Source organism: Shewanella xiamenensis (assembly GCF_014647135.1).
In the GTDB taxonomy this organism is placed as follows: domain Bacteria; phylum Pseudomonadota; class Gammaproteobacteria; order Enterobacterales; family Shewanellaceae; genus Shewanella; species Shewanella xiamenensis.
The window spans coordinates 66,071-80,242 of sequence record NZ_BMOP01000005.1; the positions used below are offsets into that span (position 1 = coordinate 66,071).

Below are 14,172 nucleotides of genomic sequence, written 5' to 3' on the forward strand. Positions count from 1 at the left end.
ATGCAACAGAATACCAACGTAGACCCACAGGAAATCGCAAAGTTTGAACGTATGGCCGAAACCTGGTGGGATCTCAATGGCGAGTTTAAACCGCTGCATCTATTAAATCCCCTTCGCTTAAACTATATCGATCAGACCGCTGGCGGGATTTTTGGTAAAAAAGTGCTCGACGTCGGCTGTGGCGGTGGCATTTTATCCGAAAGCATGGCGCGCATCGGTGCAGTGGTTGATGGTCTTGATATGGGTGAAGAACCGTTAGAAGTTGCACGCTTGCATGCGCTGGAAACCGGTGTGAGCATCAATTACGTGAAAAACACCGCCGAGGCTCATAGGGAAGATCACCGCGAATACTATGATGTGGTGACCTGCATGGAGATGCTCGAACACGTACCCAATCCCCAATCAGTGATCCAAGCCTGCTGCGATATGGTAAAACCCGGTGGTTTTGTGTTTTTTTCCACGATTAATCGCAATGTTAAATCCTTTGTCGAAACCATTATCGGTGCTGAATATCTACTGAAGATGTTACCGATTGGCACTCATGATCATAATAAGTTTATTAAACCTTCTGAATTGATTGAGTTAGTCGATAACACCGACCTCATCTGCAAAGACGCCCTTGGGATCACTTATAACCCGTTAACAGGGATTTTTAAGTACACATCTAAGGTCGATGTAAACTATATGATTGCAACGCAAAAGGCAGATTAAGATGAGTTTAGCTGAGGTTAAAGGGGTCTTATTCGACCTTGATGGTACCCTTGCCGATACCGCGCCGGATCTGGTTCAGGCCCTTAACCTCAGTTTGTCTGATGTCGGTATCCTGGCAAAACCCTTTGCAGACATGCGTAGCGCCGCCTCCCATGGCAGCTTTGCCTTAGTCGATGCGGCCATTCCTGGTGCAGATGAGGTGCTACGCACCCAAGTCCAGCAAGGACTCCTTGCCCACTATCAAAGGATCAATGGCGACCATTGCCAATTGTTTGAAGGTATTTCCCCACTGCTTGACTGGCTCGAGTTATGCCGCGTGCCATTTGGAGTCATCACCAATAAACCTGCCCGTTTTACTCGTCCCCTGTTACATAAGCTTAAGCTCAGCTCGCGTATGCCAGTGATGATCAGCGGCGATTCGACCCGTTACCCTAAGCCCCATACCGCACCTATGCTATTGGGCGCACAGCAGTTGCAGTGCAAGCCACAGCAAATCCTTTATTTAGGCGATGCCGAGCGGGATTTACTCGCAGCCCAAGCGGCGGGCATGCTCGGCGGTGTAGCGCTGTGGGGATATTTGGGCGAGGACGATACACCCGATGCATGGCCTGCCTATGCACAGTTTACGACGCCTTCGAATTTACATTCGGCACTAAGCCAAGCGTTAACAAAATAAGCACGAATCAGGATTCTTGCTGATAGCTATTAATAGAATTAACGCTATGGGTCAATCCCCGCGATCGTGATCGCTGCTTATTTTAGCGATCGATCACACTGCGGGATCGGAATAAAAATTCGCCATATCAAACGCACGCTAATCTCAATTTGAGCTACAGGGTTAGTCATTACTAACGCATTTTTTTATCCTCAAGATATCCACAAGATACCCCCTAAATTGAGACTTGCAAATAATAGCAAACCTCACTATCTTGTATCTCAGATTATTTAAAACACCATATCTTGTGTATAGGTAGCAATCAGACACACTAGAAGTTCCCCGCTAAATCGACTATTTTCACCATAGTCAACAGTATTAAGGGTTTTCAGGTTGATTGTTTTACAAGGAAACGTACGGTGACTTAGTTCACCTGAACAGATATCAGAACCAAGGCCTCTCTTCAATGAATAGCAATATGACAGTTACAAAACGCTGTGGTGCACGTGAGACAATTGATCTCGACAAAATACACCGCGTAATTACTTGGGCAGCCAAGGGATTAAAAAACGTTTCTGTTTCTGAAGTTGAACTTCGCACGCATTTACAGTTTTTCGATGGGATCCCAACCGAAGCTATCCACGAAACGATCATCAAATCTGCGGCGGATTTAATTTCCCCTGAGTCACCCGATTATCAGTTTCTGGCTGCGCGTTTAGCCGTATTCCATTTGCGTAAGAAGGCTTTTGGTCAGTTCGAGCCGCCCAAGTTATATGACCATGTCACTAAGCTGGTAGAGTTGGGTAAGTATGATATGCATATTCTGCAGGATTACACCCGCGAAGAACTCGATATTATGGATACTTATATCGACCATTGGCGCGATATGAACTTCTCTTACGCAGCCGTTAAACAGCTTGAAGGTAAATATCTGGTTCAAAACCGCGTCACCCACGAGATTTATGAGAGCGCCCAGTTCCTCTATATTCTGGTGGCGGCCTGTTTGTTTGCCCGCTATCCAAAAGCTACGCGTCTGCAATACGTCAAAGATTTTTACGATGCGGTATCGACTTTTAAGATTTCACTGCCAACGCCTATCATGGCGGGAGTGCGTACGCCGACTCGTCAGTTTAGCTCATGCGTACTGATTGAATGTGGCGATAGCTTGGATTCAATCAACGCGACAGCATCATCTATCGTAAAATACGTGAGCCAACGCGCTGGTATCGGTATCAACGCCGGTCGTATCCGTGCATTAGGAAGCCCAATCCGTGGTGGCGAAGCCTTCCACACGGGTTGCTTACCTTTCTACAAGTATTTCCAAACTGCGGTGAAATCGTGCTCGCAAGGCGGCGTGCGCGGCGGTGCAGCTACCCTCTTCTATCCTATTTGGCACTTAGAAGTTGAATCGCTGCTAGTACTGAAAAATAACCGTGGCGTTGAAGATAACCGTATCCGTCATTTAGACTACGGCGTGCAACTGAATAAACTGATGTATCAACGTCTGATCAAAGGTGAAAACATCAGCCTGTTCAGCCCATCGGACGTACCCGGTCTTTACGATGCCTTCTTTGAAGACCAAGCTGAATTTGAGCGTTTATATCTGCAATATGAGCAAGACAGCAGCATTCGCAAAAAGACATTAAAAGCGGTGGATCTGTTCTCATTGATGATGCAAGAACGTGCTTCAACGGGCCGTATCTACATTCAAAACGTGGATCACTGTAACACCCACAGTCCATTTGACTCAAAAGTTGCACCGATCAGACAGTCTAACCTCTGCCTTGAAATCGCGCTGCCGACTAAGCCATTGAATAACATTGACGATCCAAACGGCGAAATCGCCCTTTGTACACTGTCGGCATTAAACCTGGGGACAATTACCGATTTAGCGGAACTGGAGCCATTAGCTGATTTAGCCGTGCGAGCCTTAGATAACCTGCTGGATTACCAAGATTATCCAATCAAAGCGGCGCAGATTTCGTCGATGAACCGTCGTACCTTAGGGATTGGTGTTATCAACTTCGCTAACTATTTAGCGAAGAATGGTATGAAGTACTCCGATGGTAGCGCGAACAATCTGACTCACAAGACCTTTGAAGCGATTCAGTTTTATCTGCTCAAAGCGTCAATGAATCTGGCAAAAGAGCAAGGTGCGTGCCCATTATTTAATGAGACCACTTACGCTCAAGGTATTTTACCTATCGATACCTACAAACGTGACCTAGATAAGATTTGCAGTGAGCCATTGCATTTAGACTGGGAAACACTACGTCAAGATATCAAAGAATACGGTTTACGTAACTCGACATTGTCTGCACTGATGCCGTCTGAGACTTCATCACAGATCTCAAACGCCACCAACGGTATCGAACCGCCACGCGGCTTGATCAGTGTGAAAGCCAGTAAAGATGGCCAGTTAAAGCAAGTTGTACCCGATTTTGATGAGCTGAAATACAACTACGAGCTGTTATGGCAAATGCCAAGCAACGAAGGTTACTTACAACTTGTGGGTATCATGCAAAAGTTCGTTGACCAAGCGATTTCGGCCAACACAAACTATGATCCAGCGCGTTTTGAGGGCCGTAAAGTCCCAATGCAGACCCTGCTAAAAGACTTACTCAATGCCTACAAGTTAGGTGTAAAAACGCTGTACTACCATAACACTCGCGATGGTGCATCGGATCAACACGATGACATTACCAACATAGAGAAAGAAGATGACGGCTGTGCTGGCGGCGCTTGCAAAATCTAATCTTCAATGTTAACGGTTGCGGGATCCCAATGGGATCCCGACTTATTGGAATACTCGTACCATGACCTACTCTACTTTTTGCCAAACACCCAACGATGCCACCCGTGAACCCATGTTCTTCGGACAATCGGTAAACGTCGCACGTTATGACCAACAAAAATATGAAGTGTTTGAAAAACTAATTGAAAAGCAGCTGTCTTTCTTCTGGCGCCCAGAGGAAGTCGATGTGAGCCGCGATAAAATCGACTACAACTCACTACCCGATCATGAAAAGCATATTTTTATTTCGAACCTGAAATACCAAACGCTGCTCGATTCAATTCAAGGTCGCTCGCCTAACGTAGCTTTTTTGCCACTGGTGTCACTGCCTGAGTTAGAAACCTGGATTGAAACCTGGTCATTCTCCGAGACCATTCATTCGCGCTCATACACTCATATTATTCGCAATATCGTCAACGATCCTTCAGTGATTTTTGACGATATCGTGGTGAATCAAGAGATCCTGCGCCGCGCGACTGACATTGCTGAATATTACGATCACTTAATCAAGCTGACGCAGGTTTACCACCTGTTAGGCAAAGGCACCCATGTGATTGATGGCGAGCCGATTGAAGTCAACACTCGCACGCTAAAGAAAGCGTTGTACCTGTGCATGATGTCAGTTAACGCCCTCGAAGCGATTCGCTTTTACGTCAGTTTTGCCTGCTCATTTGCCTTCGCTGAGCGTAAACTTATGGAAGGTAACGCGAAAATTATTCGTCTTATCGCCCGTGACGAGGCGCTGCACTTAAACAGCACTCAGCATATCTTAACCATTATGCAGGGCGGCAAAGACGATCCTGAGATGGCCGAGATTGCCACAGAATGCCAACAGGAAGCCTATAACCTGTTCCTAAAAGCCGCCGAACAAGAAAAAGAATGGGCGAAATACCTGTTCAAAGACGGCTCAATGATCGGTCTAAACGAGCAGATCCTCTGCCAATATGTTGAGTACATTACCAACCAACGGATGAAGTCAGTTAACCTACCGCTACCTTATGCAGAACAAACTAACCCACTGCCATGGATGAAAAACTGGTTAGAGAGTGACGCAGTGCAAGTTGCTCCGCAAGAAGTGGAAGTGTCATCCTATCTGGTCGGCCAAATCGATGCAGCCGTCGACAGTGATGAATTTCTTGATTTCGATCTCTAATCACTTTTGATTGTGAAATGACTAGATTACGAAATGACTAAGTCGAACCAGCTAAAGAGCCATCCATTGAATAATCCCTTTGCCAAGGCGCCCATTGTGCGCCTGCAAGGGCAACCTGTGCTGCTATTTACCCCGCAGCACGGCTCTTTACTGCAAGCTCTTGAAGCCAAAAAAGTCAGAATTTTCTCTGAATGTCGTAGTGGCTTTTGTGGTGCCTGTAAAACAAAAGTGCTTAGTGGTCGTGTCAGCTATTTAACCGAGCCTCTAGCCAATCTCAATGCCGACGAATGTCTGCCCTGCTGCTGTATACCCAGCGAAGATTTAGAACTCGACTTATCGCCCGAAGGCGCTGCCGTGGTGACCTATTCTTGCCACACCCGCGCTCAGTCTACATCTACACGTAAAACCGCCAACCTCAAAGCCGTGCCACAGCAAGAAGTGGTTGAAGACTAAAATAGTTGTCTTAAACTCTTAGGCATTTTCGGGTGTGACTTGGGTTCGCGAGTCGATGATCAACAACACTAAAAACTATGCCTGTGGTAAATACACCCGCTCACTGGTTGAAGAGAGCTTTCAAGCCTATCCCATCAAGGACTTTGGCGCGATAACAGAGGGTGTACATAAATTTTGCAGCCAAGAAACTGGCAGTTGTGACGGCAAAGCCAAATTTTTAATGGTCTGGCAACACACCAATGGCCAGTGGCAAGTCACTAGAGTCGTCAGTTATGGGCATTTACCCAACTAAGCAAATGGCCCACTCATATAGATAAGCGCTTATCTTCATATCAATCAACAAAAAAGCCTGAGTCTGACTCAGGCATTTTTTAGGATAAACCGCTTAAAAACTACAGCCGCATAGCAAGCTCGGCGCCTTGACGAATGGCACGCTTTGCATCGAGCTCGGCGGCCACATCAACACCGCCAATCAAATGCACTGGAATACCCGTTGCTTTCATCTCATCGACTAAGGTGCGGTTTGATTCTTGTCCGGCGCAGAGGATCACATTATCCACGGCTAGCACTTCAGTTTGCTCACCAACCCGAATATGTAGGCCAGCGTCATCAAACTTTTCATAGTTGACGCCGGTTTTCATTTTCACATTGTGCTGTTTTAACACTAAACGGTGGATCCAACCGGTGGTTTTACCTAAACCTTGGCCCATCTTAGAGGTCTTACGTTGCAGCAAATAAACTTGTCTGTGATCGCTATTATCCACTTCAGGCTCGGCTAATCCACCCGCATGCTGATATTGCTTGTCTATACCCCACTGCTTTAACCATTTTTCAGGATTGAGGGTGCTAGACTCAGATTCGCAGAGGTAATGCGCCATATCAAAGCCAATACCGCCAGCACCAATCAGGGCCACTTTGTTGCCAATCGTAGCTTGGCCCGTCAGCACCTGTTGATAATCCACCACTTTGGGGCTATCAAATCCTGGCAAGCTCAACTCGCGCGGGACCACGCCGGAAGCAATGACGATTTCATCAAACGTTTCGGTTTCCAGTACCTTAGCATCCAAGCGGGTATTTAAGCGCAGATCAATTTTATACAGTTTGATTTGATTGAGGAAATAACGGATTGTCTCGTTAAACTCTTCTTTTCCTGGGATTTTACGTGCCAGATTAAACTGACCACCCACCTCTGATTTCGCCTCAAAAAGCACGACTTCATGACCACGCATCGCTGCATACACCGAAAATGCCATGCCTGCGGGACCCGCGCCCATCACTGCAATTCGCTTCTTTTTATTGGTAGGTAAAAAGTTTATTTCGGTCTCATAACAGGCACGAGGATTGACCAAGCAAGTGGCACGTTTCAGAGAGAAGGTATGATCTAAACAGGCCTGATTACAACCAATACAGGTATTAATCAGCTCTGGCGTATTGGCCGCCGCTTTATTCACAAACTCAGGATCGGCCAGAAACGGCCTCGCCATAGATACCATGTCCGCTTGACCAGAGGCGATGATTTGCTCGCCAATCTCAGGCGTATTAATACGGTTTGTGGCAATCAAGGGCACTGAAACCGACTTCTTAAGTTTTTCAGTTACCCAAGCAAAGGCGCCGCGGGGCACGCTAGTCGCAATGGTTGGCACACGGGCCTCATGCCAGCCAATCCCAGTATTGATAATAGACACTCCCGCATGTTCAAGCCATTTGGCCAGTTGCACAACTTCGTCCCAAGTGGAGCCGTTATCGACTAAGTCGAGCATAGATAAACGGAAAATAATGATAAAGTCTTTGCCCACTTTGGCACGAATGGCATTCACAATCTCTAGCGGAAATTGCGCGCGTTTTTCAAAACTGCCGCCCCATTCATCGGTGCGCGTATTGGTCCGGGAACTGATAAATTGGTTGATCAAATACCCCTCAGAGCCCATCACTTCAACGCCATCATACCCTGCTCTTTTCGCTAAGGCGGCAGAACTGGCGTAATCCTTAATGGTGGCGCGTACTTGACGGCTCGACATGGCCGAAGGCGTAAAGGGAGTAATCGGCGATTTGATTTTACTCGGTGCCTGCGAAAAAGGATGATAACCATAGCGGCCAGCATGCAGGATTTGCATACAGATTTTACCTCCGGCTTCATGCACCGCTTGAGTCACAATGCGGTGCTTGCCTACTTGCCAGGGGAAACTCAACTGACAAGCATGGGGAGTTAAGCGGCCACGTAGGTTTGGTGAAATTCCGCCAGTGACGATCAATCCTACACCGCCCAACGCACGCTCTTTATAAAACGCTGCCAGTTTCTCAAATCCGCCCTTTTCTTCTTCTAACCCCGTGTGCATGGAGCCCATCAACACACGGTTTTTGAGCTGGGTAAATCCCAGATCTAAGGGTTCTAATAAATGGGGAAACGACATTCAAACATCCTTTTTAAACAAGTGATTTAAATGAGCATACCTTGAGTCAAATGTAAGCTCAACTGTTGCTAACGGGTTAAAAGTTAAAAACCTTTACAATTGTGTTTAGCCAGTGAAGAGATTTTCAGTTAGCATTGGCACATTCGATATGCAAAGGAGTGGCTAATGTCCGCTAACCCATCGTTTTTCAAGAGAATATGCTTATTCATTTGGAACGCCCTTAACGGGATCCGTAAATTCATACTCAACCTGATCTTTTTTGGCCTCCTCGCCATGATTCTGATTGTCATTGGCAGTAGTGAAGATATTCAGGTCGAAGATAATTCGGCACTGGTACTTAATCTTGCGGGATCGATTGTTGATCAAAAACAACAGGTCGACCCGCTTGAAGCCGCACTCAAGCAAGGTAATAACGGCAGCAGCGATGGCGAAATCCTACTGGCGGATATTATCTATGTGATTGATAACGCGGCGCACGATAACAGGATAAGCACTATAGTCTTAGACTTGTCAGAGCTAAAACGTGCGGGGATCAGCAAATTACAATCCATTGGCGACGCCTTAAATCGTTTTAAAGAAAGCGGCAAAAAGGTCGTAGCGATTGGTAACTATTACGAACAAAACCAATATTTTCTTGCCAGTTTTGCCGATACCATCTATCTCAACCCTCAAGGTAGCGTCTCACTTGAGGGATTAAGTATGTATAACCAATACTTCAAATCCGCCCTCGAAAAACTCAAGATAAAAGCACATATTTTCCGTGTTGGGACGTTTAAATCCGCAGTAGAACCTTATATGCGTGACGATATGTCAGATGCGGCCAGAGAGGCCAGCAACGTCCTACTTGCTGATGTTTGGCAAAGTTACACTCAAACGGTGGCGACAAATCGCCAAATTGATACCAAAGCCTTGGTTTTAGACTCGGCAAATTACCTCGCGCAACTCGATAAGGCTGAGGGCGATTCTGCGACTATGGCCCTCAATATGAAATGGGTCGATACCCTAGCGACCGATGAAGATTTCCGCAAAGTTATGCTTGAGACCGTGGGTAAAGAAAAGTCGGGTGACAGCTTTAAGCAAGTCAGCTTTTACGACTATTTAACCCTAGTGACACCTTTACCAAGCTTTGTTGAGCAAGACAGTGTTGGTATTATCGTTGCCAGCGGCACTATTTTAAATGGCAGCCAACCCGCCGGCCAGATTGGTGGCGATAGCACGGCTGAACTCATTCGTAAGGCGCGATTTGATAAACATATTAAAGCACTGGTGTTACGAGTTGACAGCCCTGGCGGTAGCGCCTTTGCCTCGGAGCAAATCCGCCAAGAATTACTCGCCCTCAAAGCGGCGGGTAAACCTGTGGTGGTCAGTATGGGTAGCCTTGCGGCATCCGGCGGTTATTGGATTTCGGCCAGCGCCGATTATATCTTCGCGACACCAACAACACTGACGGGCTCTATCGGCATCTTCGGGATGATCACCACCTTCGAAGATTCACTCGCCAGCTTAGGCATTCATACCGACGGCGTATCAACCTCTGAATGGGCGGGTTTATCAGTCACGCGCACCCTCTCTCCACAAATTGAATCGGTAATCCAGCGCCATATTGAGCGTGGCTACTTAGACTTTATTTCACTGGTGGCTAAGGAACGAAAAATGACCTTAGAACAAGTGGATAACATCGCCCAAGGCCGTGTGTGGAGTGGTAAAAAAGCCCTAGAATTAGGCTTAGTTGATGAGCTAGGTGATATAGACCAAGCTGTCGCGAAAGCAGCAAAACTGGCGGATTTAAGCCTGTTCGATACCCGTGTGATTGAGCAAGAGCTCACACCTGAGCAGCGTTTTGTGCAGCAAATGTTTGCCTCTGTGTCGGCTTATTTACCCGCTTCACTCAGCCATTCAACGCTGCTTGAGCAAATGCTGAGCCAATGGACCGGTAGCTTAAAGACTATAGCGGCCTTTAACGACCCTAACCATGTGTATGTATATTGTGACAGCTGTGCGATCAACTAGCGCAGACTCAAGATGAAAGACACAAAAGCCCGATACCTCGGGCTTTTTTATTGGGTTTATGTCAGCAAAATCGTATAATTAGCCCACGTGAAGCTAAGATAACGACAAGAATGACTAAACGCTCCATTTATGTCGCCTACACGGGCGGCACCATAGGCATGCAAAAAACCGATAATGGCTTTGCACCAGTAGCAGGATTTTTGACCCAATGCGTCCAATCCATGCCCGAGTTTTACCATGCTGAAATGCCTGAGTTTGTGATCCACGAGTACTGCCCGCTCATCGACTCATCAAACATGGCACCGACCGACTGGCAAATGATTGCCGATGATATCAAAGCCAATTATGACAAGTACGATGGCTTTGTGATCCTCCACGGCACTGATACCATGGCCTATACTGCATCGGCCTTATCCTTTATGCTTCAAGGCCTGTCAAAGCCTGTTATTGTCACCGGCTCACAAATCCCCTTGGCGCAGTTGCGTTCCGACGGCCAAACCAACCTACTCAACTCTTTGTATATCGCTGCTAATTATCCAGTGGCTGAGGTTTGCTTATTCTTTAATAACAAACTATTTCGTGGCAATCGTTCCACCAAAGCCCATGCCGACGGCTTCGATGCCTTTGCCTCACCAAACTTCCCCTTACTGCTTGAAGCGGGGATCAAAATTAATCTGCGCGCAGGTAAAATTGCCACGCCAAGCGATAAGCCGTTAGAAGTCGCTAATATCAGCCCTCAGCCTGTCGGTGTGGTCACCCTATACCCTGGTATCTCCACGCAGATTTTTGAGAATATTCTACAGCAACCCGTTAAGGCGCTCATTTTACTGACCTTTGGTGTAGGGAATGCACCGCAAGATACGGCATTACTTGATACCCTAAAGCAAGCGGATGAACGGGGAATTGTGTTAGTGAACCTAACTCAGTGTTTCCAAGGCAAAGTGAATATGGGCGGTTATGCAACGGGAAACGCCCTCGCTAAAGCAGGCGTGATCAGTGGCGCAGATATGACCATTGAGGCTGCATTGGCTAAGTTACATTATCTGCTGTCGAAAAACTTAAAGCCGAGCGAAATTAAGGCTGCTATGTTGCAAAACTTAGTTGGTGAGCTCAGCCCCGATTAAGGATCGCAACTTTGCGTAGTAAAAAAGCCCACATTAGTGGGCTTTTTTACTACGTTGCGTCAACTGAGATTACAGGTCGTCAGCTTTAAACTCGGCTATCGACTCGCCACGGAATTGTTTCTTCAACTCCGCCTTTGACAGCTCATTTAATTTTCCGCCAGCACCTATGGTGAAATGCTCCGTTTGATCTAAACGGCGCGCCTGATAGAGCATCACCACTTGAAGAGTCGATTCACGCTGGGCTTCGGTCAATACTGTGCCATCTTCCCATTTGCCTAATTCAGCAGCGCTACGCAGCCTTTCATAGACTTCTTCAGGCATTTGGTCGATTACTTGATTAATGTCGGTCATACACTCTTTCGCTTATGTAATACGATTCTAACGCGGGTAATTAAATAGCCCACAAAACCAAAGACAAAACAGATGGCACCAATGGTCGCGCGTACGCCTTCGGCGGGCTCTCCACCCCAAAACCAAATCACCACCCCCGCAATAAACAGCGTCATGGCAACAAAGCTTTGGTTCATTAAGCTGCTGGATTTTTGGATATGACTGATCCGTACGAGCGAGCTATTATCACCATTAGTTTTTGCCTCACAATGCGGGCAAGCTGGCGCTTTGCTCGACATCCGTTTACGGCAGATTGGACATTCGATTAATGCCATAGTCGCACCTATCTTAACTTATCAACCACGGCGAGCATGGCAATCAATGACGCTTCGCCTAAATAAATACTGCGCTCAGGTGACCAACCCACAAACGGATCTTGCAGGTTATTGTTGTCTTTAAAAGGCATTTCTAAGGTGTTCGACAAGCAATCGAAGGTTTGCGCCACCCAATTAGACGCCACGGTCAAGTTGGCTTGACCAGGCTCGTCTTTAGCGTACCCAAACTCGGTTTGGAAATCGGCACTGGCTAAGGTTAATGCCTGACTAAAGTTCGCTTGCAGCTGCGCCAATCGCTCATTGTAAGCTGGTACACCCTCACAACCCGCGAGGAAAACATAGGGAAGACCTTCATCACCATGAACATCGTAAAATAAATCTACACCCGTTTGCTGCATCTTATGCACTACATGGTAGACCTCAGGGCTTCTTTCTAAGCTCGGGGTTTGCCATTCACGGTTAAGGTTAACCCCAATCGCATTGGTACGCAGATGGCCTCTTACGCTGCCATCCGGGTTCATATTAGGCACTATGTAGAAGTTCGCTTTATCGAGCAACGCTTTTGCCGTTGGACAATCATTATCCAGCAAACGATTTACTAAGCCTTCGACTAACCATTCCGCCATGGTCTCACCGGGATGTTGCCTTGCGGTGATCCAAATATTGCGTTTATCAGGATTGCCATCGCCCACTTTCATCAGGGTAATATCACGGCCATCTAAGGTTAAGCCTAAATGTTCAAGATTAACATCGGGATGCAATTGTGCGTTGCTGAGTAAATCTAAGTGACGCTCATAGCTGTACGGGGCAAAGTAAGCGATTTGAATCGCATCACAATCAAGTTCAAGCTGGATACTGAGTTTGCCATCAATATATTGAGTTGGTACACGGAACCAATGCTGACGATCGTAACTGGCGACTGCGTGGTAATCTTGCCAGCCCTTAGGATAGGAAGCGGTGCCCGCATTGATAATATTTAAGGTGTACTGGTTTCCCACCTCACCTTCGAATCGGAAGTTGAACCATTGATAAAACTCACCGCCCGCATCGGGACGGATTGCCAGTTGAATATCGTCTTTATTATCAAGATTAATGACTTGGATATTTCCGCCATCAAAATTGGCACTGATCCGCATACTGATTCCTACTTGGTTATTCATGTGAGGGTAATGATGCAAAATACGCATCTACTATAATGCCCGTTAGAATAAACCAAATCCGTATCTGGGGAAAATGAAAGCGAGTAAAATTGCCTAAGAAGCCATCAATCACGCTTTAATTAATCAGTGCCTAAGGCAAATCCATTTACATCATCATTTAAGTGCTAAAGCTATATCCTTGACCGCGAACAGTGTTGATTAAGGTACGCGGTAAGCGAGTATTAGCGAGTTTTCGCCGAGTATTACTGATATGCATATCTAAATTACGATCAAACCGCCCTAAGTCCTTCTGCAAAACGGACTTTTGCAGCTCTTGCTTAGTGATCACTTGCCCTTTTCGTTCAAACAGGTACTTAAATAACCTAAACTCAGTTTGGGTTAGCTCCACGGCATGCTTGTCGATGGTTATCCTGTAGGCGGTTTCGTCAAACTTAATCGATTGAATGGCTGCGGTTTGATCTATTGCCATTAGTGGCTTATGCCGCTGCACTAACCGTCGCTCAATCGCCTGCAAACGTACCAATAACTCTTTAATACTAAAGGGTTTAGCTAAGAAGTCATCCGCCCCGAGTTCATAGCTTCTGATCCTGTCTTCTTCATTATCGCGGGCAGACAACATCATTATCGGAGTCAAACAATCCCTTGCCTGTAAAAGCTCAAAACCATCCATTTGCGGCATCACCAGATCGAGCATAACAATCTCGGGCGCAAAGGAGCGAATGCGTGAAAGCCCATCAACACCGTTAACGGCACATTCAACCTCATGTCCTTGTGCTCGGAGCACATCAGTTAACCACACTCGGAATAATGGATCATCATCGACTAACAGTATTCTACTCATCTTAAAACACCAAACGATAATCAATATCATTTATGTTACCATACCTAGATGTTTGGCTCTAGCATAAGAAGAAGATTAAAAATCAGTATTTACTTAATTGTGATCAAGTTGGCAGCGATAGATAACGCTTGTAACCTTTTGCACAAAAACAAAAAAGCGCCCGAAGGCGCTTTTTTAGGGTGAGTTCTAGTTAAT

13 protein-coding genes are annotated in these 14,172 nt (G+C 46.4%); 8 read left to right on the plus strand and 5 right to left on the minus strand.

The genetic code is table 11. The features are described from left to right. The 6 genes from ubiG (at window position 1) to IEY09_RS06515 (ending at window position 6,058) form a co-directional block, all read left to right on the plus strand. Window positions 1-711, plus strand: a complete 711-nt coding sequence (gene ubiG / locus IEY09_RS06490) for a bifunctional 2-polyprenyl-6-hydroxyphenol methylase/3-demethylubiquinol 3-O-methyltransferase UbiG (protein ID WP_037418885.1) — start codon at window positions 1-3, stop codon at window positions 709-711. Between the two features lies 1 nt (window position 712). Next, the gene (locus tag IEY09_RS06495) at window positions 713-1,387 is read left to right on the plus strand and encodes an HAD family hydrolase (protein WP_099458105.1); all 675 of its coding nucleotides are present in this window, start codon (window positions 713-715) and stop codon (window positions 1,385-1,387) included. A 445-nt stretch (window positions 1,388-1,832) separates the two neighbouring features. Further along, window positions 1,833-4,121: a class 1a ribonucleoside-diphosphate reductase subunit alpha gene (gene nrdA / locus IEY09_RS06500; RefSeq protein WP_188870352.1), complete on the plus strand. Its 2,289-nt coding sequence runs from the start codon at window positions 1,833-1,835 to the stop codon at window positions 4,119-4,121. Between the two features lie 61 nt (window positions 4,122-4,182). Next, a complete protein-coding gene (gene nrdB / locus IEY09_RS06505) occupies window positions 4,183-5,313 on the plus strand; it encodes a class Ia ribonucleoside-diphosphate reductase subunit beta (protein WP_188870354.1) in 1,131 nt (376 codons plus the stop codon). Between the two features lie 33 nt (window positions 5,314-5,346). Continuing rightward, window positions 5,347-5,766, plus strand: a complete 420-nt coding sequence (gene yfaE / locus IEY09_RS06510; RefSeq protein WP_188870356.1) for a class I ribonucleotide reductase maintenance protein YfaE — start codon at window positions 5,347-5,349, stop codon at window positions 5,764-5,766. 34 nt (window positions 5,767-5,800) lie between these two features. Next, window positions 5,801-6,058, plus strand: a complete 258-nt coding sequence (locus tag IEY09_RS06515) for a nuclear transport factor 2 family protein (RefSeq protein WP_229777733.1) — start codon at window positions 5,801-5,803, stop codon at window positions 6,056-6,058. A 100-nt stretch (window positions 6,059-6,158) separates the two neighbouring features. On the opposite strand, the gene IEY09_RS06520 is transcribed toward IEY09_RS06515, so the two are convergent. Further along, a complete protein-coding gene (locus IEY09_RS06520; RefSeq protein ID WP_069454980.1) occupies window positions 6,159-8,177 on the minus strand; it encodes an oxidoreductase in 2,019 nt (672 codons plus the stop codon). Window positions 8,178-8,342: 165 nt separating this feature from the next. Between IEY09_RS06520 and sppA the strand changes: the two genes are divergently transcribed. Beyond that, window positions 8,343-10,187: a signal peptide peptidase SppA gene (gene sppA / locus IEY09_RS06525; protein ID WP_188870358.1), complete on the plus strand. Its 1,845-nt coding sequence runs from the start codon at window positions 8,343-8,345 to the stop codon at window positions 10,185-10,187. A 110-nt stretch (window positions 10,188-10,297) separates the two neighbouring features. After that, window positions 10,298-11,311 (plus strand): asparaginase, encoded by a 1,014-nt coding sequence (gene ansA / locus IEY09_RS06530; protein WP_037418865.1) that lies wholly within the window; start codon window positions 10,298-10,300, stop codon window positions 11,309-11,311. A 69-nt stretch (window positions 11,312-11,380) separates the two neighbouring features. On the opposite strand, the gene IEY09_RS06535 is transcribed toward ansA, so the two are convergent. From IEY09_RS06535 to ssoR, 4 genes are all read right to left on the minus strand, one after another. Beyond that, on the minus strand, window positions 11,381-11,662 hold the full coding sequence (locus IEY09_RS06535; protein WP_037418861.1) for a YeaC family protein: 282 nt from the start codon (window positions 11,660-11,662) through the stop codon (window positions 11,381-11,383). Beyond that, window positions 11,659-11,976, minus strand: a complete 318-nt coding sequence (locus tag IEY09_RS06540) for a hypothetical protein (RefSeq protein ID WP_037418858.1) — start codon at window positions 11,974-11,976, stop codon at window positions 11,659-11,661. The genes IEY09_RS06535 and IEY09_RS06540 overlap by 4 nt, the downstream gene beginning before the upstream one ends. Before the next feature lie 8 nt (window positions 11,977-11,984). Continuing rightward, window positions 11,985-13,112, minus strand: coding sequence for a M14 family metallopeptidase (locus tag IEY09_RS06545; RefSeq protein WP_188870360.1), 1,128 nt, complete (start codon window positions 13,110-13,112; stop codon window positions 11,985-11,987). Between the two features lie 181 nt (window positions 13,113-13,293). Beyond that, window positions 13,294-13,977, minus strand: coding sequence for a response regulator transcription factor SsoR (gene ssoR / locus IEY09_RS06550; RefSeq protein WP_188870362.1), 684 nt, complete (start codon window positions 13,975-13,977; stop codon window positions 13,294-13,296). Window positions 13,978-14,172: the final 195 nt, after the last annotated feature.